Below are 23,298 nucleotides of genomic sequence, written 5' to 3' on the forward strand. Positions count from 1 at the left end.
TCGGCCCTACTCCTGGGAGCTCTTCGTGCTGCCACGCCCCGGTGTGGGATGGCGCCGGGTCAGCAGGGCCATGGCCCCGATCGCCAGCGACAGTCCGCACACCGCGACCATGCCGCCGCGCACCGACCACATGTGCATGGCCAGCATCGCTTGTGCCACAAGGAGGTTGAGTGCTGCTCCACCCGCTAGAGACGCCACGACGCGCCCCCACGGTTGCAGCCCCGACAAGGCGATGGCGATGGCGCCCGCAGGGGCGCCGAGCAGGAGAAGGAGAGTGAGCGGCCCGCGCAGGGGCGACTCGAGATCGCCGAACGCGAGCACCGCGCCGACCGCCACGACGGAGGCGGCCGCGCCGCCGAGGAACAGCCCCAAGTCGCCCGTGCGCGGGCGCCCTTCGGCCGCTCTGCCGTCCACTGAGTTGTCGCTGTCGTTCCTGATCGTCTGCATTGGCGACTTTGCCCCCCGACGCGCCGGATGCCGGGCTTCACTCTGGACCGGCCCGCAGCGGCCCGTCAAGACGGCGCGGGAGGCTGTGACCAGCCTGTGTGTGAACCCCTCTGTGCGGAAAATTCATGGCATGCACACTCCCCGTCACAGATGAGGACTGGTACCACAGTTGTGGCAGCGATCCTGCTGAGGGAGGTTCCTTTGAGACCAGCCCGTATCACGGCCTATGTCACTTCACTCCTCCTCGCTCTGGGACTTGCGCTCACCGGCGCGGGTTCCGCGGCCGGCGCTCAGGCGGCGGCGGAGAACTATGTGGCGCTCGGCGACTCGTACTCCTCCGGAGTCGGCGCCGGCAGCTACGACAGTTCGAGCGGCAACTGCAAGCGCAGCACCCGTGCCTATCCGCGGCTGTGGGCCAACGCCAACGCACCCGCTTCCTTCCACTTCGACGCATGTTCGGGCGCCACCACGGCCAACGTCGTCAGCTCCCAGTTAGGGCACCTGAGTTCGGCGACGACACTCGTGTCGATCTCCATCGGCGGCAATGACGCAGGGTTCGCCGATGTCATGACCACCTGCGTACTGCAGTCCGAGAGCTCCTGCGTCAACCGCGTCAACCAGGCCAAGTCCTATGTCGACACCACCCTGCCCGGGCGGCTCGACAACGCGTACGGCGCCATCGAGTCCCGTGCCTCGGCAGCCCATGTCGTGGTGCTCGGCTATCCCCGCTTCTACAAGCTCAACGGCTCCTGCCTGGCCGGACTGACCGAACGGGAGCGGTCCGCGATCAATGGCGCATCCGACCATCTGAACGCCGCCATCGCGAAGCGAGCCGCCGACCACGGCTTCACCTTCGCCTCCGTGGTGCCCCGCTTCACCGGCCACGAGATCTGCTCCGACAGCTCGTGGCTGCACAGCGTGAAGTGGACCAACATCGGCGAGTCCTACCACCCGACGGCCGCCGGCCAGTCGGGCGGCTACTACCCCACGTTCAGCGCCGCCGCGTAAACCCGGCCTCCTGCCGGGCGTTCGGCGTGTACGTGCCTCCGCCGTCATCGGTCGGGGGCACGTCCTCGCAGGTGACCTTGTACGTGACGGTGCCGGACTGCGCCGTCACGGGCTTGCGCACCTCCACCTTGAGGCTGCCCTCGTACGTGCCCTCGGCGGGATAGCCCGCCTCGACGTGGTTGACCTCCTGGGTCTTGGCCCCGTCGAACGCGAGGCTCTTCCAGCCGGGATCCGTGGTGCCGCCCGGCGTGGCCACCCACCGGTACTCGACGGTCACGGGAACGCTGCCGACCGTGAACGTCGCGGTGAACCGGGGGAAGTCGGCGTCGGCCGGCGGGCACGGGCCGGTGTAGTCCTCAGTGGTGCGCTTCAGCGTCACCGTGACCGAGTGGTCGGGCGGCGGGGTGGTCGTCGTCCCGCCGTCCGTGCCGCCGTCCGCACCGCCGCCACCGGAGTCGTCGCCGCTGCCGCCCGAGTCGTCCCCGCCGTCGGTGCCGCCGTCGCTCCCCGCGTTCTGGCCGTCGCCGGTCGAGCCTCCGCTGCCGCCCTGGCCGGAGCCGCCCTGCGAACCTCCCGACGGGTTCTTGTCGTCGTCCCGGTTCAGGAGCGCGTACGCGAGCCCGCCGAGCGCGAGCGCCAGGACGGCGATCCCCGCGATCAGGGCGAGGGCCGCGCGGCGCGGGCGGTCACCGGACTGCGTGGTCGTGGTCGTCGCGGTCGGGGCCGCGGGTGCGGCGTGCGGCACGGAGGATGCGGGGGTGGTGGGCTCGCGCAGCGGCGGCGGTGGCGAGGTCGCCGCGATCGTCGGCATGTACGGGATCTGCGAGGAGCTCGTCGTGGGAGAGCCGCCCGCGCCCACGAGCCGCAGATCGCGTTCCGCATCCGCCGCGGTGAGCCGCTCGGACGGTTCCTTGCGGAGCAGCCCCTCGATGACCGGGGCGAGCGCACCGGCCCGCCGGGGCGGCGGCAACTCCTCGTCCACGACGGCGCGGAGCGTGGAGAGAGGGGTGTCCTGCCGGAACGGCGAGTAGCCCTCGACGGCCGCGTAGAGCAGCACGCCCAGCGACCACAGATCCGACTCCGGGCCCGGGGTGCGGCCCAGCGCCCGCTCGGGCGCCAGGAATTCGGGGGAGCCGATCACCTCGCCCGTGATGGTGAGCGCGGAACTGCCCTCCACCATCGCGATCCCGAAGTCGGTGAGCACCACGCGCCCGTCGTTGGCGAGCAGTACGTTGCCCGGCTTCACATCGCGGTGCAGCACGCCCGCCTCGTGCGCGGCGCGCAGCGCGGCGAGGATGTCGGCGCCGATCCGGGCGGCGCGCTGCGGCGGCATCGGGCCCTCGGCGTCGAGCACATCGGAGAGCGAGAGACCGCGGACCAGTTCCATCACGATCCAGGGGCGGCCGTCCTGCGTCGCCACGTCGTAGACGGTGACGACACCTCGGTGCGAGATCCGGGCCGCGGCCCAGGCCTCGCGCTCCAGACGCGCGTACATCCGCTCGACGTCGCTCGCCGGAAGACCGGCCGGTGCGCGGACCTCCTTGACGGCCACCTCGCGGTGCAGCACTTCGTCGCGTGCCCGCCACACCGTGCCCATCCCGCCTTCACCGAGGCGGCCGAGCAGTCGGTAGCGGCCCGCGATCAGCGGCTGTTCCCCAGTGGCGCCCGGCACTTCACTCATGGGCGAATCCCCCCATCCGCAGCCGAGCCAATCCCTGCCAAACTATCTCAACCAAGCGCGTTTGCCGCCCCCTTGAGCGCCAATCCGCACCCGAGGGCGAAGACCACGAAGGCGCTCGTGAAGGGGGCCGTGCGACGCGCGACGGCTGTGAGACGCATGGCCGCGGGGCGGCGGTTCCGCCCGGATTCGACCCGTTCATTGATCCGTATGCCCATACGTACGACAAGGAAGCCCGCCGCGCTCAACGTCAGCGCGAGTCCCGCCCCGTACGCGACGACGAGCAGCAGCCCGAACCAGGCCTGGCCCAGGGCGGCGGCACCGACGAGCACCACGACGGCGGACGGACTGGGCACGAGCCCGCCGGCGAAGCCGAGGAAGAGGGTGGTGCGCAGGCGGAGGGATGGGGGGTGGGTGTGGTCGTGGCTGTGTCCGTGCCCGTGGTCGTGGCTGTGTCCATGGTCGTGCCCGTGGTGATGGCCGTGCCCATGGTGGTGACCGTGCGCGGTGCGGTGGCGCCAGGCGCGTCGCAGCAGGAGGGTGCCCGCGAGGGTGACGAGGACGCCGCTGGCGATGCCGAGCCATGTGACGACCGAGGGGCCGGCCGCCGAGCCGGTGGCGATCAGGGCGCCGAGCGCGAACACCCCGAGCGTGTGCGTGACCGTCACGGAGGCGCCGAGGGCGAGCACGTCGCGCGCGGAACGGTGCCCGCCCGCCGCCGCGGTGGCGGCCATGAGCGTCTTGCCGTGCCCGGGCGCGAGCGCGTGCAGGGCGCCGAGGCCCAGCGCGATGGCCAGGGCGAGCGCGGCGAACCCCGCGGTCAGGTCGTGACGTGCGACGAGGCCGGTGAGCGCCTGCGTCCAACGGTCGACGCCGCGTGGCAGGACCGAGGCGGCGGGCGGCTCCTGCTCGTCCGCCCCGGCCAGGGCAGGGCCGCCCGGCACCGCTTCGAGGACGGCCTCGGTCTGCTCGGGCGGGGAGTCGAGCAGACGCTGCGGATACGTGGTGAGCCGCCGGGACGCCGAAGTGGCCGGTACGTTCGCGGACTTGAGCGTCATACGGTCGCCCCGTGCGGTGATCTCCCGCCAGGCGGGCGTGTCGCCCTCGCCGGTACGGAAGGTCAGCGCGAGCACACGGTCCTCGGGCAGGGGCGCCCGGAACCGGCACTCCACCCGCAACGTGTCGAGCCCGGCCTGCCCGGGCCGCACCTGGGCGGCACTGCCGACGAGGGTGAGCGCCACGGCCCGCCCGCCGGCCTGCAGCCGCCGCCGCTCCAGCGCCGCCGCACACCGCTCCCGCGCCCAACTCGCCCGTCCCATCCGCTCGATGCGCTTCTTCTCCTGGGTGGCGGGAATCTCGGCGAGATCCTGCAGATGCTCGACACGCACCTCGCCGGGGGCGATGACGATTCCGTCGTACGCGGAGACGGTGAAGTTGCCCAAGGGGTGCGCGGACGCGCTCCGGGCGGGCAGGAGCGCGAGAACGAGCGCGACGAGAAGGAGACCGCCCGCAGTGGCGACGCGTCGGCGCCAGGCGCCGTACCCCCGCGCGGCGTACCCCCTCACAACGCACCCCCAAGCCGCCCGAGAAGCGCCTTCGCCGCCCGTGCCCCTGTCGGTGAGAAGCCCGGATCCAACTCCAGGGCCGCCGACAGGGAGCGGCGGGCCGCGGTGTCCCGGCCGGTGGCCGCCTCGATCGTGCCGCGGTGGTGGAGGAACGCCGCGTCGCGGTAGCCCGTTGCCGTGGCTTCGCGCGTGTACGGGAGGGCCTCGTCGGAGCGGCCGTTGGCGTGGAGGGCCCAGGCCAGTGCGTCCGCCGTGTGGACCGTCGCGCGGCGCGCGTACTCCGCACGCGCCGCCCTGAGCGCAGCCTTGGGGTCGCCGTGGTCGGCGGACGCGAGCGCCGTCTCCAGGTCCGTGTTGACCCCGTTGGCGCGGGCGAGCGCGACCCAGGCGTCGACCAGCGCGTACTGCTCGCGCGCCGCTCCCGACCGCCCGCTCGCCTCGTACAACTCCCCGAGCGCCACCAGGGACCCCGGAAGCGGTGCGCGGCGTACGACCTCGCGGAGGTCGCGCAGCGCCGCATCCGTCCGGCCGGTCGCGGCCCGGGCGCGCCCTCGGCCCTCCAGGGCCGGGAGTGCGGACGGGGACTCCCGCAGCGCGAGTTCGTAGTGGCGGAGGGCGGTCTTGTAGTCGCCGTGCCGGCGGGCCAAGTGGCCCAGCTCAGTGGCCACATACGCCCGGTCCGCGGGGGAGGAAGCAGAGGCCAGCGCCCGGGTGAGCACCGAGCGGGCCTGCGCCACCTCCCCGCGCAGCTCCAGCACGTACGCGTACCGCGTGAAGACGGGGACACCGGGCCGCCGCCCGTCCGCCTCCCGCACCGCCGACCACGCCCGGCCGTAGCGCCCGAGCTCGACGAGCGCATCGACCCGCAGGGCCAACGCCCGTTCGTTGTACGGGTTTTCCGCGAGCGCGGACCGGGCGAGGGACAGCGCGCCCGTGAAGTCGTGCCGCGCCGCGGCCAGCGCGGCGCGCCCCGCGAGCGCCGCGTCATGGCGGGGCCGCAGGTCGAGCGAGCGGGCGAGCGCGCGCTGGGCGAGCGGGTAGCGGGACGGGTCGCCCTTGACCCGGGCCTGCTCCACGTACGCCGTACCGAGCGCCGCCCAGCCCGTGAAGTCTTTCGGCTGAGCGCGGAGTTGAGCCTGGAGCGCCCCCACCGCACGGTCGAGATCCGCCCCGCCGAGCCGCGCCGGATCCGCCACCGCGACCCGTGCGGGCGCGGGGGAGTCGGGCGCGTCGAGGGTGAGCGAGCCGAGCGTGAGCGCTCCGGCGAGCACGACCACCGCGCCCACCGACGTACCGAGCCTGTTGGGCGCCATGGCCCGTCCTTTCACGCAGCAGAAGAAGAGGGTGGGGGCGCGGCCCGCTCGGAGGGAGCACGAGCGGGCCGCGCCGGTTCGGAGGGAGCACGAGCTCCGCGCCGGTTCGGCAGCCTCAGACGGACCGGCGGCGCATCCGCCACCAGGCGAGCCCGAGCCCGACGAGCAGCACACCCGCGGCCGCCGCCGCGCCCGACGCGATGAGGAGCGTCGAGTCGTCCGAGGACGAAGCGGTCGGTGCCGTACCGCCGTTGAGGGCGTTGCGCGACGTACCGCCGCCGTCCTGCGAGGCGGTCGGACCGCGGGAGCCCGAGGTGGGCAGCGCCACGTACGGGAACGTGTCGCCGAACTTCACGTCGTTGGCGTCGACGGCGTCGCCCAGATCGTTCTTCTGGCCGACCAGTTCGCCCTCGACGACCTGCAGCGAGATGTCCACGACGTCATCGGCGAGCCGGCGCCCGTTGGGATAGCCCGCGGTGTCCCCGTCGAGCACCCCGAGCCGCTTCGGATCGGCGGCCGGCGGGATCGACGTGTTGAGGCGCAGGGCCTCGGCGGGCCGCACGTTCGGCGGCTGGTTGAGGTCCTTCACGCCGGTCAGGAAGACCGACACCAGGTCGTTGCGGGGCTCGGCGGGCGCCTTGATCTTGTAGATCGCCTCGATGAGCTTCGGCAGCTCCGGCTTGGTGACGTACGGCAGGAAGTCCGCGTCGTTCCAGGGCGAGGACGCGTTGAACCTGTCCTTGTCCTTCATCGGCACGACGACCTCGTTGACCAGCGGCATCCCGAGCCGCGACACCTGCGTCCACTTGCCGCCCGCGTTCTTGCGGTGCGTCGTCGACCAGACCGATATCACCGGCTGCTTCCTGGACTGCGTGAGCTTCGCGGTCGGCACCTGCAGCGCGACCGTATTGACGTTGTAGCCCTTGAGCGTGTCCCGGCCGACCTCCGACAGATCGCCGCCGTACAGCAGGTCGAAGACCCTCAGGTCCAGGAAGAACGGGTCGTCCGCCTGCCCCACGTACGACGTGGACCCGTCGGAGAGCTGCCGCGTCGCCTGGTCGCGCAGCTTCCGGTAGTCCGGCATCGACGCCTTGCCGACATGCGAGGGCGCGACGGGCAGATCGTCGGCGAGCTTCGTCGTCGAGACGATCCGCTGCTTCTTCAGCTTCAGTACGTCGATGTCGTACGTCTGCGTCACGTTCAGGTCGGGATCGTCGAGCGAGGTCACCGGTCCCGTGTTGTAGAGGAACGTATTGCCGTTCCTGGTCCTGGTGTCGAAGGTCCAGCGGTAGAGCAGATCGCCCTGTGCGTCGCCGTCGCTGTCGATGTGGAGGTCGTAGCGTCCGTCCTCGGGGAACGGGTAGAAGTTCGGGCCGCCCGCGGGCTCCTCGAACGGCACCCAGTTCGCCACGAGCGTGGTGGTGTCCGGCTTGTCGGGGCTCACGAACGCGTACACGTCCGTGTTGTCGTACTGCGGCTGCCCCGAGATCAGCGGGGCTTCCCGGTGGCTGGAGGCGCTCGCCTGCCCGGGTTCGAGCAGGTTCACGCCGGCGGCCGCGAGTCCCCCGGCCGCCAACGCACCACATAACAGAGCGGCCAGGGACCTGCGTCCCCGCATGCTCCCGGTGAGTGCTGTCATCGCGTCCGTCCTCTTGGTCCGGCCCCGCGCCCTGAAGTGCGGGGCATTCCGTCGGTGGCCATTCGGGACGTGAGGCGGGACGGATTGCCCCCGTGCGGTTCCGTGACGAGCCGGCCACGAATCCGTGACAAAGAGAGCAGACGGTGCGCGAGGGAGCCGAGTGGCGAGGATCACCAACTGGGGCGTACGGGGGTGCGAACGCCCCGCTCAAAGGCCCCGGACCGGGCTGTGGACGGCCCGTTGTCAACCGTCACGCGATCTTCCAACTCGCCCTGGAATCAGACATATTCGAGGAGTAGTCGTCAACCTCCTTATCGTGCAGGTGAATCATGCGACCGGGATACACGAGTGTCATCACGGGGCGATAGGGTTAACCTGCCCGGGCCGGGAGCCCTCGTTTGGGTGGGGAGTGACATGGAACAGATAACAGTGCGCAGCAGGGCGCGAGTCCCTGCCATCACGTGTGGGAGCAGCGCGACCAGCTCGCGTCTCGACCGCCACCTCGCAGTGCTCGGCGGTCCCGCCGTGCCGCAGCGCGAGGCGGCCGAGGCGACCTTGCTGATGCGCGAGCTCACCTCACGCGATGTGCCGCGCGAGCGCACGGGCCGTGGTGCCCGGGTGCGCCGGGTCTCGCTGTTCGCGCCGCTGCGTCGGCTGACCCGCTCGCTGTTCGGCGGTCACTGAGCCGCCTGAGCGCGGACTGACCCGCGCTCAGGCAGCAACCCCCCGCGGGCCGTTCCCGCACTCAGGCCACCACACCGTCCCGGCGCAGCGCTGCGATCTCGGCGTCCGACTTCCCCACGGCACGCAGCAGCGCCTCGGTGTGCTCCCCGAGCGCGGGCACCGGCCCGAGCACCGGCTCCGTCCCCGGCATGGTGATGGGCGGCAAGAGGGTCCTCAGCGGCCCCACCGGCGTGTCCGCCTCCCGCCAGCGCGCCCGCGCCGCGAGCTGCGGATGCTCCGCCACCTCTGCCACGTCCCGCAGTCGCGCACAGGCGATCCCGGCCCTTTCGAGCCGGTCGAGCGCCTCGTCCGCCGTCAGTTTCCCGAGCGCCTCGGCGACCAGTGCATCGGTCGCGGTGCGCCGCGCGGTCCGCTCGGCATTCGTCGCGTACGCGGGATCCGATCCCAACTCCGGCCTTTCCAGCACGAATTCGGCGAGCCGGCGCCACTCCCGGTCGTTCTGCACCGACAGCAGGACCCGGGCCCCGTCCGCCGTCGGATAGGCGTCGTACGGGGAGATGACGGCGTGCGCCAGGCCCGTGCGCGCCGGGGGAGTGCCTCCGTGCATCGTGTGGTGCAGGGGGTGGCCCATCCACTCGACGAGCGCCTCCAGCATCGAGATCTCCACCGGTCCGCCGCGCCCCGTCGTCGCGCGCCGCAGCAGTGCCGCGAGGACACCGGAGAACGCGTACATCGCCGCGGCGATATCGGCCGCGGGCATCCCCGCCTTCACCGGCTGCTCGGGCGTCCCCGTCACCGAGACAAGACCGGCCTCGCACTGCACGAGCATGTCGTACGCCCGCTTGTCGGCGTACGGGCCCCCGGCCCCGTATCCCGAGATGTCCACCGCGACGAGGCGCGGGTGCGCCGCGCACAACGTGGCCGCGTCGAGGCCGAGGCGGGCCGCCGCGCCCTGGGCCAGGTTCTGCACGAACACATCGGCCTCCGCGACGAGTCGGCGCACCACCGCGAGACCGCGCGGATCCTTGAGATCGACCGCGAGGGACTCCTTGCCGCGGTTCGCCCAGACGAAATGCGAGGCGAGCCCGGCGGCGGCGGTGTCGTAGCCGCGCGCGAAGTCACCGCCGTCAGGACGCTCGATCTTGATGACACGGGCGCCCAGGTCGGCGAGCTGCCGGGTGGCGAAGGGGGCGGCGACGGCCTGTTCCACGGCGACGACCGTGATGCCGTCCAGGGGGAGCGGTGCGGAGATCATGCGCCTGATCCTCAACCCCTGGCCACGGCTTTGTCACCCAGGGGTCCGGACCGGTCCGTCCTAGGGTTGCCCCGTGCCTTCGACTGCTGCCGAGACCACCACCTTGCTGCCCGTCAACGCCACCCTCGGCGTGGTGCTCGCCGTCCTCCTCGTCGTGGCCGTCGCCGTCGCCGCGTACGCCCGGCTCACCGGGGACGGCGGGCACGGGCGCGGGCGGGAGATCGCCGTCGCAGGGGTGCGTGCGACCGTCCAACTGGCCGCCGTCTCGCTGCTCATCGGCTGGGTGGTCGAGGACGTCCGGCTGCTGCTCGGGTTCCTGCTCCTGATGTACGCGGTGGCGGTACGCACCGCCGGGCGCCGTATCACGACGAACGCCACGTGGTGGTGGGCCGCCGTGCCCATCGCCGCCGGGGTCCTGCCGGTGGTCCTCGCCCTGCTGCTCACCGGACTCGTCCCGCTCAAGGGCATCACGCTCATCCCGGTCACGGGCATCCTCATCGGCGGCGCCCTGACCGCCACAGTGCTCGGTGGGCGGCGCGCGCTCGACGAGCTGCACACACGGCACGGTGAGGTCGAGGCAGGGCTCGCGCTCGGTCTGCCCGAAGCCGACGCCCGCCTCGAAGTCGCCCGCCCCGCCGCCTCCGACGCGCTGCTGCCCGGCCTCGACCAGACCCGCACGGTCGGCCTCGTCACGTTGCCCGGCGCGTTCGTCGGCATGCTGCTCGGCGGGGCGTCACCGGTGCAGGCTGGGGCGGTGCAGCTGTTCGTCCTGGTGGCGCTGCTCGCGGTGCAGGCGGTGGCGGTGGCGGTGGTGCTCGAACTTGTGGCGCGTGGGCGGGTGCATCGGGAGGAGGGCCGCTGAAGCCGGGTCCGAGGCGTGCCGCCGCGCCGGACCCGGAGACGTGCCGGAATGCCGGGCTCAGAGGAGCGCGAACTGGCCGCCAGGGCCCTCCTCGTGGTGGTCGAGCACGGATGCGGGCCGGCGCGCGGTGTCCGGCGGCGGCAGGACGCCTGCCTTGCGCAGTGCCTTCGTCCCGATCCGGTCCGCCTCGGCCGCCGCCGACAGCTCGCTCCGGCGCGGCCCGAGCTCGGCCAGCAGCGCGAGCACCGTGATCAGTTCGAGCAGCTCCGAGGTGCGCTCCTGCGGCCAGGCCCGCGGACCGATCCCGGCGAGCCCGCCCGCCTCGGCCGCCGCCGTGCGCCGCGCGAACCACAGCTCGAGGACCCGTACGCCGCTGACGTGGAAGTCCCAGGCCTCGGCGGGCACGGGAGCGATCCGCCCTTCGCCCACGGACAGGGTCTCCTCGTCGCGGTCGTAGAGCAGTTCGGTGGGACGGGGCGGGAGGGCGGCGCGGACGTACGGGCGGCGGCCGCCGGGGAGTTTGGGGCGCTCGCCGGTGCGCAGGTGGAGCCAGAGCAGCCGGTGGCCGAGCTCGACGCCATGGGCCCACATGTCCGGGTCGGCGGGAAGCGGGACCCGTGTCCCGTCGGCGCCCGCACGCCCGGCCGCGAGCGCCCAGGTCAGCAGGTGCTCGGGCGGTACGTCCCGGCCGTACCGCTCCGACAGGACCTCCAGCAGCCCGGGAGCGAGGTTCGGCTCGATGCCGCCGGGCCTGCGGTACAGCGGCAGGATGCGGCCCGGGCGCCCGGCGGGCGAACGCCCCTCGGGCAGCAGGGACGTGGCGAGCAGCGGGGGACCGCCGGCGTCGGGCACGTACCCCTGCTCGACGAGGAACAACTGCTGGGGCCCGGCCACGCGCCACACCTCGGGCCGGGCGACGTCGATCAGCCGGTGGTCCGCTATCAGCCACTGCTCGTCGAAGGGTCCGTGCAGCACCTTGACGAGGCCCGCGCACGGGCCGGAGTCGTGAGCGAGCGGCTCGGTACGGGCCTGCTGCCCGGGCAGTTGGGCGACGCTCGTCCGCAGACCGCGCGACCGGCTCACCTGCAACAGCGCCGCGCGCTCACCGCCTTCGGACCGCACCAGCGCATCCCACCGCGCTTTCAGCGACGCGGCCTCGGGCGCGACCGGCCACCCCCGCCCGATCCGCAACGGCGCGACAACCCACGGCATGAGCTCACCCAGCAGCGGCGCTTCGTCTTGCGTCACGCCCAGCATCGTACTCACCAGGTGGGAACGGGGGTTCGGGGACGCAACCCACCACCCCGGACAGCGAACTCAGTGCGCGTCCAGCGTCACCGTGAACGAGAACCGGTCCCCCCGGTACAGAATGCGGGCCACGTCCAGCGCGAGACCCTCCTCGTCGAAGGTCACGCCCGTGTAGTGCAGGATCGGGCTGAGCAGCGGGACCTGGAGGAGCCGGGCGGTCTCCGGGTCCGCGAGGCGGGCCTCGACCGTGTCCGTGATGCGGCTGATCCGGATGCCCACCCCGTCGCGCAGGACCTTCGTCATCGGCCAGCGCAGCAGGTCCTCCGGGTCGATCCGCTCGGCGAGATCGGGGCGGACGAAGTTGCGCGCGTGATTGGTCGGCTCACCCGTCGCCTCGTCGCTGCGCAGCCGGTGGTACGTGGCCACCTCGGTGAACTCCGGGAAGAACTCGGCCAGTTCCGAGTCCACCGGTGCCCGGCCGTGGTCGAGCAGCCGGGTCGCCATGCCCGACTGCTGCGCCACGATCGCGTCGACCGAACCGAGCAGCCGCACCGGCGCACTGCGCTGCGCGCTCGGCTCGATGAACGTGCCGCGCCGCCGGTGCCGGCTGATCAGCCCCTCGTCCTCCAGCTCCTTGAGCGCCTGCCGCATCGTCAGCACGCTCACGCCGTAGTGCAGCGCCAGCTTTTCCTCGGTGGGCAGGCGCAGCGGCGCCTCGGGGGAGCGGCCCAGTATCGAGGCACGCAGGGACTGCGAAACCTGATACCAGAGCGGCAGCTTGCGGTTCAGGACGATCGAGTCCGGTGCGAAAGCGGTCACTGGCTACTCCGATCCGGTCGCGGCTCCATACTGCACGGCAGAGGCTTACGGCCTGAAGTGCCGTTCGAGACCCTGCCACACATCGTCGTACGACGTCTGCAGATGACCGGCGTCCCGGGCCTGCCCGGTGAGCGTCACCGGCCAGCGCGTCTCGAACATGAACGCGAGGCCGTCGTCGATCTTCTGCGGCTTCAGCTCGGCCGCCGAGGCCTTCTCGAAGGTCTCGCGGTCCGGTCCGTGCGCGGACATCATGTTGTGCAGCGAGCCGCCGCCCGGCACGAACCCCTCGGCCTTCGCGTCGTACGCGCCCTCGATGAGGCCCATGTACTCGCTCATCACGTTGCGGTGGAAGTACGGCGGCCGGAAGGTGTCCTCGCCCACCAGCCAGCGCGGCGCGAACACCACGAAGTCGACGCCCGCGAGTCCCGGGGTGTCGGTCGGCGAGGTGAGCACCGTGAAGATCGACGGATCCGGGTGGTCGTACGAGATGGTGCCCATGACGTTGAAGCGCCGCAGGTCGTAGACGTACGGGACGTGATTGCCGTGCCAGGCCACCACATCGAGCGGCGAGTGGTCGTACGTGGCCGTCCAGAGGTTGCCGCAGTACTTGTTGAGCACCTCGACCGGACCCTCGACATCCTCGTACGCGGCCGTCGGCGCCTGGAAGTCGCGCGCGTTGGCCAGACCGTTCGCCCCGATCGGGCCGAGGTCGGGGAGCTGGAACGGCGCCCCGTAGTTCTCGCAGACATAGCCTCGTACGGCCTCGGCGAGCGGCTCCACGCGGAAACGCACCCCGCGCGGGATCAGCGCCACATGGCCGGGCTCGGCGTGCAGCAGACCGAACTCCGTGCGGATCAGGAGGCCGCCGTGCTCGGGGACGATCAGGAGCTCACCGTCGGCGCTGCTGAACACACGCCGTTCCATGGGGGAGTCGGCGTGGTAGAGGTGCACGGCCATGCCGGTGCGCTGCGCCGCGTCCCCGTTGCCGCCGACGGTCCACAGGCCGGCGACGAAGTCCGTGCCGGGGGCCGGGTCCGGCAGCGGGTTCCAGCGCAGCCGGTTGGGGTCGGGCACCGTCTCCGTGAAAGGCGCGGTGCGGATCCCGCCGTTGTCCGTGCGCGTGAACGCCGGGTGCATCGCCGAGGGGTGGATGCGGTAGAGCCACGAGCGGCGGTTGTGCGCCCGCGGCTCGGTGAACGCGCTGCCGCTGAGCTGCTCCGCGTACAGACCGAGCGGTGCGCGCTGCGGGGAGTTGCGGCCGACGGGCAGCGCACCCGGCACCGCCTCGGAGCTGTGCTCGTTGCCGAAGCCGGTGAGATACGTGAGCTCCTGGGCCGTCTTCCTCGCCTGCTCGATGCCGTTCATGGTGGCGCTCCCGGTGCCTGAAGGAATCCTATGGACCACCGTAGGATTTGGTGCCGGGTCGCGTCAACGGGTGGGGGCCCGTACGGGGCGGTGAAGTGGGTCCGGGGCGGGCTCGGGAGGGCCGTTCCGTACGACTGAGAGAAAGTCCTGCGGGAGGGGATCCGGAAAGGTGAACAATCCTCTACTCTCACGCGCATGCCATGGACCCGAAGGCTTCTCGCCGTCCTCGTCGCGCTGTGTGCCGCGCTCCTGATCGCCCCGCCCGCCCAGGCACACGAGGAGCGGCCGGTGACGTTCCCGGACGGTTCGGGCAGCGTGCCCACCTACCGTGACGGGCCGCCCGACCTCGTCGTCTGCAAGGACGACAAGGCGGACTTCGAACGCCGGATATCCGGCTTCCCCGCGGATCTGCGCAAGGAGAACCTGGATCTCTTCGAGCGCTGCCAGGACAAGGGTTTCCGGCATCTGCAGGCTGCCGTCGACGCGGTCGACAAGCCCGGGATGAACATAGCGATCCTGCCCGGCCTGTACGAGGAGGAGCCCTCACGGCCCAAGCCCACCGGTGCCTGCACCAAGCTCAAGGCGAAGGACTCCGCGCTGGGGTACCAGATCCTGTCGTTCGCGCAGCAGAAGCAGTGCCCGCACAACCAGAACCTCGTGGCGATCCTCGGCAAGAAGGACCTGCAGATCGAGGGCACGGGCCAGTCACGGCTCGACGTGGTGATCGACGCCAAGTACTCCAAGCTCAACGCGATCCGCGCCGATGAAAGCGACGGAATCTACTTCAAGAACTTCACCGCGCAGCGCACCACCTTCAACTCGCTGTACGTCCTCGCGGGCGACGGCTTCGTCATCGACGACGTGCTGACCCGCTGGAACGACGAGTACGGCTTCCTCACCTTCGCCTCCGACCACGGGCTCTACAAGAACTGCGAGTCGTACGGCAACGGCGACTCCGGCATCTACCCGGGCAGCGCCTCCAACATCAACGACGGCCGCGGCTACGACGTCCCGCGCCACTCCATCGAGATCACCGGCTGCCGCAGCCACCACAACATGGTCGGCTACAGCGGCACCGCGGGCGACTCGGTCTGGGTGCACGACAGCGAATTCGACCACAACATGGGCGGCGCCTCCATGGACTCCGCCTTCCCCGGCCACCCCGGACTGCCTCAGAACCACGCGAAGTTCGAGCGCAACGACATCCACGACAACAACGCGGACTACTACAAGTACATCGCCGACGGCACCTGCAAGAAGGACCCCGTCGACCGCGGCTACGAGGACGGCGTGGTCTGCCCGCAGATCTCCATGCCGCCCGGCACCGGCATCATCACGGCCGGCGGCAACTGGAACCTCTACGAGAACAACTGGGTGTACGGACACGACCGCGCCGCCTTCTTCCTGAGCGCCGTGCCCGCGTTCATCCGCGGTGAGTCGGCCTGGTCGAAGCAGGCGGACACCTCGCACCACAACCGGTACGCGGGCAACAAGCTCGGTGTCGACAAGCAGGGCAAGGCGCGGCCCAACGCCACCGACGTGTGGTGGGACGGGCAGGGCAAGTCCAACTGCTGGCAGGGCTCGGCGGGCGCGTCCACCCCGCGCGCGCTGCCCGAGTGCGGGGCGGAGCGCGGTGACGTCTCGGGTGGCTCGGCGCGGCTCGCGGGTGAGCCGTCCAAGCTGGCCGCGCTGCTGGTCTGCGCGGACTACGACGCACGCGCCGCGCGGCTGCCCGCGGGCTGCGACTGGTACGGGGCCACGGGCATCGAGCGCATCGAGCTGCAGATCGCGCTCGGGATCGCCGTCGTCCTGACGCTGGTCGGCGGGGTCCTGTGGTGGCGGCGTCTGCGGACGCACCGGTGGGCGACCGTGGCCTGCGCGGCCGGGCTCGTGGGCCTGGTGCTCGACGTGGCCGGGGCGACACAGGGGCTGCAGTCCGGGTATCTGCCCGCGGTGGCGCTCCTGTTGGTGGGTGCCTGGTGGGTCGGCGCCGGCGTGGTGCTGCGGCGCGAGCGGCCCTGGTTCGGCTGGGTGACCGTGGCGCTCGGCGTCCTCACGCTGCTCGACGCCTTCGACAAGGCCGTCGTGATGCTGCCCTGGCTCCCGCTCGGACCGGCCTGGATCCGCGGTCTGCTCGGCGTGGTCTGGGTGATCTGGGCCGTGGTCGTGGCGGCCGTCCGCGAGGGCGCGGAGCCCGAGCCGTCACCGTCGTCGGAGGAGGACGAGGAGCAGCCGCCGTCCGCCGATTCCGATGCGGAGGTCCCGGCGTGAGCGACGTGCACCTCCCGTACGAGGCGGGCGCGCGCCCGGGGGCGCGGCGGTCGGGGCGGGCCCGGCGGACCGTGCGCGCGCTCTCCGCGACGCTGCTCCTGGCCGCCGTGGCGGCCGGGTGCAGCGACCGGCCGACCACGCACCACAAGCCCGGCACCGGGCATCAGGAGGCGAGCGGGTCCGCGGGGAAGCTGCTCGACAAGAAGGACGAGGCGGGCCACCGCTACCGGCAGGTCGGCGCGGCGGACGCACCCTCCGTCGACCTGTCGGTGCGGCGGGACTCGGTCGACGGCTGGAACCTCCAGCTCTCCGTCCGCGCCTTCCGGTTCACCCCGGACAGCGTGGGCGGGGGAGCGCTGCCCGGTCGCGGCCACGCCCATCTGTACCTGGACGACAAGAAGATCGCGCGGGTGTACGGCGAGTGGTACCACCTGCCCGCGGCGGCCGTCCCGAAGGGCGCCCACGAGCTGACCGTCCGCCTCTACGCGGACGACCACACGCTCTGGGCGGTCGACGGCAAGCCGGTCGAGTCCTCCGTGGACTTGACGGGGACGGGCGCGAAGGGCGGCCACGAGCACGAGGGTGGTGGGCACGAAGGTGACGAGGGTGGGGGCGGCAAGGGCGGTTCAGGTGACGGGGAGGAGCGCGACGGCGGTTCGTCCGGTTCCGGCTCGGACGGCGAGGGCAGCGCCGACCGCACCGTGACGATCACCGTCGACGGCACCGAGGTCTCGCCCGCGCCGGGGCGTGTGGAGGTGAAGAAGGGCGAGCGCGTCCGGCTCTCGGTCACGAGCGACCGTGCCGACACCCTGCACGTCCACGGCTACGACAAGGAGGCCGACCTTCCCGCGGGCCGCGCGGGCACGCTGACCTTCACCGCCGACCGCACCGGCCTCTTCGAGGTCGAGACCCACGTATCCGGCCTGCTCCTGACCCAACTCGTGGTGCGGTGAGGGGCGTTGAACCTGTACGCCGCCCAAGCGGCCTACGACGCCGCCACGGCCACCCCGACCCCGGGCACCCCCACCCCGGGCGCCCCGACCCCGGGCACCCCCACCTCCCCCCTCACCGAACTCGCCCACGGCATCGGCTCCCAGCACGACCTGCCGTTGTCCCCCTTCTACGCGTACGCCGGTGCGTTCGCCGCGCTCCTGATCTCCTTTCTCGCGCTCGGGCTGCTCTGGTCCACCTCGCGGTTCCGCGGTGACAGGTCCGGGCTGCCGCTTCCCTTCGCGGTCCAACGGTTCGCCGATGCCCGGCCCACGCGGCTCGTCCTGCGTGGGCTCGGGCTGGCCGCCGCGCTGTTCGTCCTCGCCCACCTCCTGTTCGGTCCCGACGACGCGGAGCGCAACCCCGCTCCCGGCGCGGTCCACGTGCTCTTCTGGGTCGGACTCGTCCCCGTATCCCTGCTGTTCGGTCCCGTCTGGCGGCTGCTCAGCCCCCTGCGCACCCTGCACGCCGCGGGCTGCCGTCTGCTGCGGCGCGAGCCCGCTGCCGGGCGTCCGCTCCCGCCGTGGCTGGGGCTCTGGCCCGCCGCGGCCGGCCTCTTCGCGTACACCTGGCTCGAACTCGCCTCCCCCGATCCGGCCTCCCGTACGGCCCTGCTCGCCTTCCTGCTGACGTACGGCGTGCTCCAACTCGCCGCCGCCGCCTGGTTCGGCGCCCGCTGGTTCGGCCAGGGCGACGCCTTCGAGGTCTACTCCGGCCTCTTCGCCCGCCTCTCACCGCTCGGCCGCCGCCGCGACGGCCGGCTCGTCCTGCGCAACCCCTTCCATGGGCTCGACGCCACCCCCGCCGTCCCCGGTCTCGTCGCCACCGTCTGCGTCATGCTCGGCTCCACCGCCTACGACGGCTACTCGGACTCCCCTTCCTGGATCACCACCCTGCAGACCTCCTCGCTCGGCCGCACCGGCGTGGGCACGCTCGGGCTGCTCGGCGCCGTGGCCCTCGTGGCCGTCCTCTACTCCCTCTGCGCGGGCGCCACCCGCGCCTTCGCCCGCCGCACCCCGCAGACCGCCGAACTGCCCCACCCCCGCGCGGCCTTCGCCCACTCCCTCGTCCCGATCGCCCTCGGCTATCTGATCGCCCACTACTTCACGCTCTTCGTGACGGAAGGACCACGCACCGTCATCCTGGCATCCGGCACTGACAACGCCGCCCCGCCCGATCCGCTCCTGGGCCCCGGCGGTGTCGCCGCCCTCCAGGTGATCGCGATCATCGTGGGCCATGTGCTCGGCGTGGTCGCCGCGCACGACCGGGCCGTACGCCTGCTGCCCCCGGCGAAGGCGGTCGCCGGCCAGCTGCCCCTGTTCGCGCTGATGATCGCGTACACCCTCGGCGGCCTGGGGCTGCTCATCGCCTGAACCACGCGGCGGGCGGGCCCCGTCGACGGTCCGGCCCACGGGCCGTGTCCGAGGCCCGCACGCCGCCCGGATCCGTACCGGAAAGGCCGCACCTGCATGATGGACTCCGTGACCACGACGCCTTCACTCAGCGATCAGTCCGCCGCCGCCCTGCGCCGCGTCCCCGTGCAGGAGCGCAGCGCGGAGCGGCTCGGACGGATACTCGACGCCTGCGCCGAGCTGCTCGACGAGGTCGGGTACGACGCCCTGACGACCCGCGCCGTTGCGGACCGCGCAGGGGTGCCGATCGGCTCCGTCTACCGCTTCTTCGGCAACAAGCGCGAGCTCGCCGACGCCCTGGCCCTGCGCAACCTCGACCATTACGCGGAGCGCACCGCGGCCCGGATGCAGACGCTCGGCGCCCCCGACTGGCGCGCCGCCGTGGACGGGGCGCTCGACGAGTACCTGGCGATGAAGCGGACGGTGCCCGGGTTCGGCCTGATCGACTTCGGCGTCCCCTCGGGCGGTACGGACGCCAACCACCAGGTCGCCGACCGGCTCGGCGAGGCGCTCGCGGGCCACCTCGGCAGGCCGGTCGACGCCCAGGTCCGGCGCGCCCTCCTCGTCGCCGTCGAGGCCACCGACGCCCTGCTCCAACTCGCGTTCCGCACCGACCCGTCGGGCGACCCCGACCTCATCGTGGAGACCCGCTCCCTCCTGCACGCGTATCTGGCGCAGCACTTCGACTGACCGGACGAGTTCGACCTCACCGGAGACCCGCTCCCCGATCCCCCTCCCCACCGTGCATACCGGTCGGTATGCTCAGGTCTACGCGACACCCGGCGCACCGCCACCGAGCCCCGTCGACCGCAGCCCCAGGAGGGCCCGTGTCCGCCAGCCCTGAGCCCGCCCGCCCCGCCGCCGAGCCCATCGGGGCGCCGGCCGAAGCGCCCGCAGCCCGGCCCACCCGCACCGCCCTGCGCATCTGCCCCCTCTGCGAGGCCACCTGCGGCCTGACGCTCACGATCGAAGGCACCCGTGTCACCGGCGCCCGGGGCGACCGGGACGACGTGTTCAGCAAGGGGTTCATCTGCCCCAAGGGCGCCTCCTTCGGCGAGCTCGACGCCGACCCCGACCGGCTGCGCACCCCGCTCGTCCGCGAGGGCGGCGAGCTCAGGGAGGCGGGCTGGGACGAGGCGTTCGACCTGATCGCCCGGAAGCTGCGGCCGCTCGTCGAGGAGCACGGACCCGACGCGCTGGGCGTGATGCTCGGCAACCCGAACGTGCACACCATGGCGGGAGCCCTGTATCCGCCCGTGCTGCTGACCACGCTGAAGATCCGCAAGCTGTTCACGGCCAGCACGCTCGACCAGATGCCTAAGCACGTCTCCAGCGGACTGCTCTTCGGCGACCCGTTCGCGATCCCCGTACCGGATCTCGACCACACCGACCATCTGCTCCTGATCGGCGCCAACCCGCTCGAATCCAACGGCAGTCTGTGCACCGCCGCCGACTTCCCCGGCAAGCTCAAGGAGCTCAAGCGGCGCGGCGGCACCCTCACCGTCGTCGACCCGCGCCGCACCCGGACCGCCCGTCTCGCCACCCGCCACCTCGCGGTGCGCCCCGGCGGCGACGGCCTGCTGCTCGCGGCCCTCGCGTACACCCTCTTCGAGGAAGGGCTCGTCGACCTCGGCGAGCTGTGGGCATACGTGGACGGGGAGGAGCAAGTCCGCGCTGCGCTCGGGGAGTTCAGCCCCGAGTCCGTGGCGGAGGCCTGCGATGTGCCCGCCGAGGAGATCCGTACCGTCGCGCGCGAGCTCGCCGGGGCGCGTACCGCAGCCGTGTACGGGCGGATCGGGGCGAGCACCGTCGAGTTCGGCACCGTCACCAGCTGGCTTGTCGACGTGCTCAACATCCTGACCGGCAACCTCGACCGCCCGGGCGGCGCCCTCTTCCCGCTCTCCGCCACCGACAAGGCACCCCGGCCCGCCGCCCCCGGCAAGGGCTTCGCGCTCGGCCGCTGGACGAGCCGCGTGTCCGGACACCCGGAGGCGAAGGGGGAGCTGCCGGCGGCCGCGCTCGCCGAGGAGATCGACACCCCGGGCGAGGGCCGCATCCGGGCCATGATCACCATCGCGGGCAACCCCGTGCTCTCCGCACCGGACGGCCACCGTCTCGACCGGGCGCTCGGCGGTCTGGACTTCATGGTCAGCGTCGACCCGTATCTCAACGAGACCTCACGCCACGCGGATGTGATTCTGCCTCCGCCGCCGCCCGCGCAGAGCGCGCACTTCGACTTCGCGTTCAACGCACTCGCCGTCCGCAACCAGGTCCGCTACACCCGCGCCGCCGTTCCCCTGGAGGACGGGCGGCTGCAGGAGAGCGAGATCCTCGCCCGGCTGATCCTGGCCGCGACCGGGATGCACGGGATGCCGCCCGAGGCCGTCGACCACATGGTCATCGAGCGCTCCCTCGGCAAGGCGGTCGCCGATCCGCACAGCCCCGTCCACGGCCGCGACCCCAAGGAACTCGCCGACGAGCTCACCGGGGAGAGCACCGTCGAGCAGCGGCTCGACCTGATGCTGCGCCTCGGCCCGTACGGCGACGGCTTCGGCGCGCACCCCGAGGGCCTCGGCCTCGCCCGGCTGCTCGCGCACCCGCACGGCATCGACCTGGGCCCGCTGCAGCCGCGCATCCCGCAGCTTCTGAAGACCCGCAGCGGCAAGGCCGAACTGCTGCCCGAGCCGATCGCGGCCGAGCTCGGCGCGCTCGCGGCGAGCAAGGACCGGGCGCGCGACGGTCTCGTCCTGATCGGCCGCCGCCATCTGCGCTCCAACAACAGCTGGATGCACAACGTCCGCACCCTGTCCGGCGGTTCCAACCGCTGCACCCTCCAGATCCACCCCGACGACGCCCTCCGCCTCGGCCTGAGCGACGGCACGCCCGCGCGCGTGAAGGGGGACGGCGGGGAGATCGAGGTGCCCGTGGAGATCACGGACGCCGTCCGCAGGGGAGTGGTGAGCCTGCCGCACGGCTGGGGCCACGACCGGCCCGGCACCCGGATGTCCGTCGCGCACGAGGCACCGGGCGCCAACTACAACCAGCTCCTCGACGGCACCCGCCTCGACCGGCTCTCGGGGACGGCCGTGCAGAACGGTGTGCCCGTCCAGGTCGCACCGGTGACCTCCGCGCTGAGCACAACGAGCTGACACAACCCTGTGACCTGGAGTTTTGCGCTTATTGCTCGCACGTCAACGTCTTGTTAACGCAACTTCACGGCACCTAACGTCGTCCGGACCGCCGCCTCTGGTGGGAGTTCTCACCGTCACCGCTGACGGTTCAGGCGAACGTTAGGTGTCCCCCATGCTGACCATCCTCGGCTTCGCCATGATCGCGACCTTCCTGGTCCTGATCATGCTGAAGAAGATGTCGCCGATCGCGGCACTGGTCCTGATCCCCGCGCTCTTCTGCGTCTTCGTAGGAAAGGGAGCCCATCTCGGGGACTACGTCCTCGAAGGCGTCACCAGCCTCGCGCCCACCGCGGCGATGCTGATGTTCGCGATCGTCTACTTCGGCGTCATGATCGACGTCGGCCTGTTCGACCCGATCGTCCGGGGCATTCTGCGCTTCTGCAAGGCCGACCCGATGCGCATCGTCGTCGGTACGGCGGTGCTCGCCGCGATCGTCTCGCTCGACGGTGACGGCTCCACCACATTCATGATCACCGTCTCGGCGATGTACCCGCTGTACAAGCGCCTCGGCATGAGCCTGGTCGTGATGACCGGCGTCGCCGCCACCGCCAACGGCGTGATGAACACGCTGCCCTGGGGCGGTCCGACGGCCCGTGCGGCCACCGCGCTCAAGCTGGACGCCTCCGAGATCTTCGTGCCGATGATCCCGGCGCTCGCGGTCGGTCTGCTCGCCGTCTTCCTGCTCTCGTACGTGCTCGGTCTGCGCGAGCGCAAGCGGCTCGGCGTCCTGACGCTGGACGAGGCCATCGAGAAGGAGCAGGAATCCGAGACGGTGCTGGTCGGTGCCGGTGCCGGCGGTGGCAAGGGCGGCAAGGCCGCCCTCAAGAAGCCGACGGGCGGCGCCGGTTCGGGCACGGACGCCGAGCCGGGCGAGGGCAAGGAAGCGGACGAGACCGAGGACGTGGCCTTCCAGGGCCTGGACCCCAACCGTCCGACCCTGCGCCCCAAGCTGTACTGGTTCAACGCGGGCCTGACTCTCGCCCTCCTCACCGCCATGATCATGGAGCTGCTGCCGATCCCGGTCCTGTTCCTGCTCGGCGCGGCCCTGGCCCTCACGGTCAACTTCCCGCACATGCCCGACCAGAAGGCCCGGATCGCCGCCCACGCGGACAACGTGCTCAACGTCTCCGGCATGGTCTTCGCCGCAGCCGTCTTCACCGGCGTCCTGCAGGGCACCGGCATGGTCGACTCCATGGCCAAGTGGCTGGTCGACACCATCCCGGACGCGATGGGCCCGCAGATGGGCCTTGTCACCGGACTGCTCAGCCTCCCGCTGACGTACTTCATGTCCAACGACGGCTTCTACTTCGGCGTCCTGCCCGTCCTCGCCGAGGCAGGCGCCGCCCACGGCGTCTCGCCGCTGGAGATCGCCCGTGCCTCGCTCGCCGGCCAGGCCCTGCACATGTCGAGCCCCCTGGTGCCCGCGGTGTACGTGCTCGTCGGCATGGCCAAGGTGGAGTTCGGCGACCACACCCGCTTCACCGTGAAATGGGCGGCGCTCACCTCCCTGGTGGTGCTCGCCTCCGGCATCCTCTTCGGGATCATCTGACC

18 protein-coding genes are annotated in these 23,298 nt (G+C 72.0%); 9 read left to right on the top strand and 9 right to left on the bottom strand.

All coding sequences use genetic code 11. The features are described 5' to 3' along the window. Window positions 1–6 precede the first annotated feature (6 nt). Window positions 7–447, bottom strand: a complete 441-nt coding sequence (locus ACIBI4_RS10740) for a hypothetical protein (RefSeq protein ID WP_399203343.1) — start codon at window positions 445–447, stop codon at window positions 7–9. Window positions 448–648: 201 nt separating this feature from the next. On the opposite strand from ACIBI4_RS10740, the gene ACIBI4_RS10745 reads away from it, so the two are divergent. Next, window positions 649–1,455: an SGNH/GDSL hydrolase family protein gene (locus ACIBI4_RS10745; protein ID WP_399203344.1), complete on the top strand. Its 807-nt coding sequence runs from the start codon at window positions 649–651 to the stop codon at window positions 1,453–1,455. Here ACIBI4_RS10745 and ACIBI4_RS10750 read toward each other — a convergent pair. From ACIBI4_RS10750 to ACIBI4_RS10765, 4 genes are all read right to left on the bottom strand, one after another. Continuing rightward, window positions 1,439–3,136, bottom strand: coding sequence for a serine/threonine-protein kinase (locus ACIBI4_RS10750; RefSeq protein ID WP_399203345.1), 1,698 nt, complete (start codon window positions 3,134–3,136; stop codon window positions 1,439–1,441). The genes ACIBI4_RS10745 and ACIBI4_RS10750 overlap by 17 nt on opposite strands. Window positions 3,137–3,183: 47 nt before the next feature. Continuing rightward, window positions 3,184–4,698 carry a nickel transporter gene (locus ACIBI4_RS10755; protein ID WP_399203346.1) on the bottom strand — a complete coding sequence of 505 codons (1,515 nt, stop codon included), beginning with the start codon at window positions 4,696–4,698 and terminating at the stop codon, window positions 3,184–3,186. Beyond that, a complete protein-coding gene (locus ACIBI4_RS10760) occupies window positions 4,695–6,011 on the bottom strand; it encodes a tetratricopeptide repeat protein (RefSeq protein WP_399203347.1) in 1,317 nt (438 codons plus the stop codon). The genes ACIBI4_RS10755 and ACIBI4_RS10760 overlap by 4 nt, the downstream gene beginning before the upstream one ends. Window positions 6,012–6,126: 115 nt before the next feature. Beyond that, window positions 6,127–7,650 (bottom strand): DUF4331 domain-containing protein, encoded by a 1,524-nt coding sequence (locus ACIBI4_RS10765; protein ID WP_399203348.1) that lies wholly within the window; start codon window positions 7,648–7,650, stop codon window positions 6,127–6,129. 414 nt (window positions 7,651–8,064) lie between these two features. Between ACIBI4_RS10765 and ACIBI4_RS10770 the strand changes: the two genes are divergently transcribed. Beyond that, window positions 8,065–8,334: a hypothetical protein gene (locus ACIBI4_RS10770; protein ID WP_399203349.1), complete on the top strand. Its 270-nt coding sequence runs from the start codon at window positions 8,065–8,067 to the stop codon at window positions 8,332–8,334. Window positions 8,335–8,395: 61 nt separating this feature from the next. On the opposite strand, the gene ACIBI4_RS10775 is transcribed toward ACIBI4_RS10770, so the two are convergent. Then, entirely contained in the window at window positions 8,396–9,589 is a 1,194-nt protein-coding gene (locus ACIBI4_RS10775; RefSeq protein ID WP_399203350.1) for a CaiB/BaiF CoA transferase family protein, read from the bottom strand. Between the two features lie 73 nt (window positions 9,590–9,662). On the opposite strand from ACIBI4_RS10775, the gene ACIBI4_RS10780 reads away from it, so the two are divergent. After that, a complete protein-coding gene (locus ACIBI4_RS10780; protein ID WP_399203352.1) occupies window positions 9,663–10,451 on the top strand; it encodes an ABC transporter permease in 789 nt (262 codons plus the stop codon). A gap of 57 nt (window positions 10,452–10,508) precedes the next feature. Here ACIBI4_RS10780 and ACIBI4_RS10785 read toward each other — a convergent pair whose 3' ends face one another. Genes ACIBI4_RS10785 through hmgA form a run of 3 tightly spaced genes read right to left on the bottom strand, consistent with a single transcriptional unit; the run spans window position 10,509 to window position 13,883 of the window. Next, window positions 10,509–11,708, bottom strand: coding sequence for a type ISP restriction/modification enzyme (locus tag ACIBI4_RS10785; protein WP_399203353.1), 1,200 nt, complete (start codon window positions 11,706–11,708; stop codon window positions 10,509–10,511). Between the two features lie 60 nt (window positions 11,709–11,768). Beyond that, the gene (locus ACIBI4_RS10790) at window positions 11,769–12,518 is read right to left on the bottom strand and encodes a GntR family transcriptional regulator (protein ID WP_399203355.1); all 750 of its coding nucleotides are present in this window, start codon (window positions 12,516–12,518) and stop codon (window positions 11,769–11,771) included. A gap of 45 nt (window positions 12,519–12,563) precedes the next feature. Then, complete coding sequence (gene hmgA / locus ACIBI4_RS10795; protein ID WP_399203356.1) at window positions 12,564–13,883, bottom strand: homogentisate 1,2-dioxygenase; 1,320 nt, start codon at window positions 13,881–13,883, stop codon at window positions 12,564–12,566. Between the two features lie 195 nt (window positions 13,884–14,078). Between hmgA and ACIBI4_RS10800 the strand changes: the two genes are divergently transcribed. From ACIBI4_RS10800 to ACIBI4_RS10825, 6 genes are all read left to right on the top strand, one after another. After that, complete coding sequence (locus ACIBI4_RS10800) at window positions 14,079–16,154, top strand: right-handed parallel beta-helix repeat-containing protein (protein ID WP_399203357.1); 2,076 nt, start codon at window positions 14,079–14,081, stop codon at window positions 16,152–16,154. Between the two features lie 5 nt (window positions 16,155–16,159). Beyond that, window positions 16,160–17,107 carry a hypothetical protein gene (locus tag ACIBI4_RS10805; protein ID WP_399203771.1) on the top strand — a complete coding sequence of 316 codons (948 nt, stop codon included), beginning with the start codon at window positions 16,160–16,162 and terminating at the stop codon, window positions 17,105–17,107. A gap of 132 nt (window positions 17,108–17,239) precedes the next feature. Then, a complete protein-coding gene (locus tag ACIBI4_RS10810; RefSeq protein WP_399203772.1) occupies window positions 17,240–18,517 on the top strand; it encodes a hypothetical protein in 1,278 nt (425 codons plus the stop codon). 108 nt (window positions 18,518–18,625) lie between these two features. Continuing rightward, window positions 18,626–19,246: a TetR family transcriptional regulator gene (locus ACIBI4_RS10815; RefSeq protein ID WP_399203358.1), complete on the top strand. Its 621-nt coding sequence runs from the start codon at window positions 18,626–18,628 to the stop codon at window positions 19,244–19,246. Between the two features lie 137 nt (window positions 19,247–19,383). After that, window positions 19,384–21,705 carry a molybdopterin oxidoreductase family protein gene (locus ACIBI4_RS10820; protein ID WP_399203359.1) on the top strand — a complete coding sequence of 774 codons (2,322 nt, stop codon included), beginning with the start codon at window positions 19,384–19,386 and terminating at the stop codon, window positions 21,703–21,705. Between the two features lie 154 nt (window positions 21,706–21,859). Further along, entirely contained in the window at window positions 21,860–23,296 is a 1,437-nt protein-coding gene (locus ACIBI4_RS10825; protein WP_399203360.1) for a CitMHS family transporter, read from the top strand. The last annotated feature ends 2 nt before the right edge of the window (window positions 23,297–23,298 follow it).

This window comes from Streptomyces sp. NPDC050418, from assembly GCF_044458745.1.
GTDB lineage: Bacteria > Actinomycetota > Actinomycetes > Streptomycetales > Streptomycetaceae > Streptomyces.

Excerpts from the sequence above, each read along its gene's own strand:
- ACIBI4_RS10740 (WP_399203343.1), bottom strand. The coding sequence starts at position 447 with ATGCAGACGATCAGGAACGACAGCGACAACTCAGTGGACGGCAGAGCG.
- ACIBI4_RS10750 (WP_399203345.1), bottom strand. The coding sequence starts at position 3,136 with ATGAGTGAAGTGCCGGGCGCCACTGGGGAACAGCCGCTGATCGCGGGC.
- ACIBI4_RS10760 (WP_399203347.1), bottom strand. The coding sequence starts at position 6,011 with ATGGCGCCCAACAGGCTCGGTACGTCGGTGGGCGCGGTGGTCGTGCTC.
- ACIBI4_RS10765 (WP_399203348.1), bottom strand. The coding sequence starts at position 7,650 with ATGACAGCACTCACCGGGAGCATGCGGGGACGCAGGTCCCTGGCCGCT.
- ACIBI4_RS10770 (WP_399203349.1), top strand. The coding sequence starts at position 8,065 with ATGGAACAGATAACAGTGCGCAGCAGGGCGCGAGTCCCTGCCATCACG.
- ACIBI4_RS10775 (WP_399203350.1), bottom strand. The coding sequence starts at position 9,589 with ATGATCTCCGCACCGCTCCCCCTGGACGGCATCACGGTCGTCGCCGTG.
- ACIBI4_RS10785 (WP_399203353.1), bottom strand. The coding sequence starts at position 11,708 with ATGCTGGGCGTGACGCAAGACGAAGCGCCGCTGCTGGGTGAGCTCATG.
- hmgA (WP_399203356.1), bottom strand. The coding sequence starts at position 13,883 with ATGAACGGCATCGAGCAGGCGAGGAAGACGGCCCAGGAGCTCACGTAT.
- ACIBI4_RS10800 (WP_399203357.1), top strand. The coding sequence starts at position 14,079 with ATGCCATGGACCCGAAGGCTTCTCGCCGTCCTCGTCGCGCTGTGTGCC.
- ACIBI4_RS10825 (WP_399203360.1), top strand. The coding sequence starts at position 21,860 with ATGCTGACCATCCTCGGCTTCGCCATGATCGCGACCTTCCTGGTCCTG.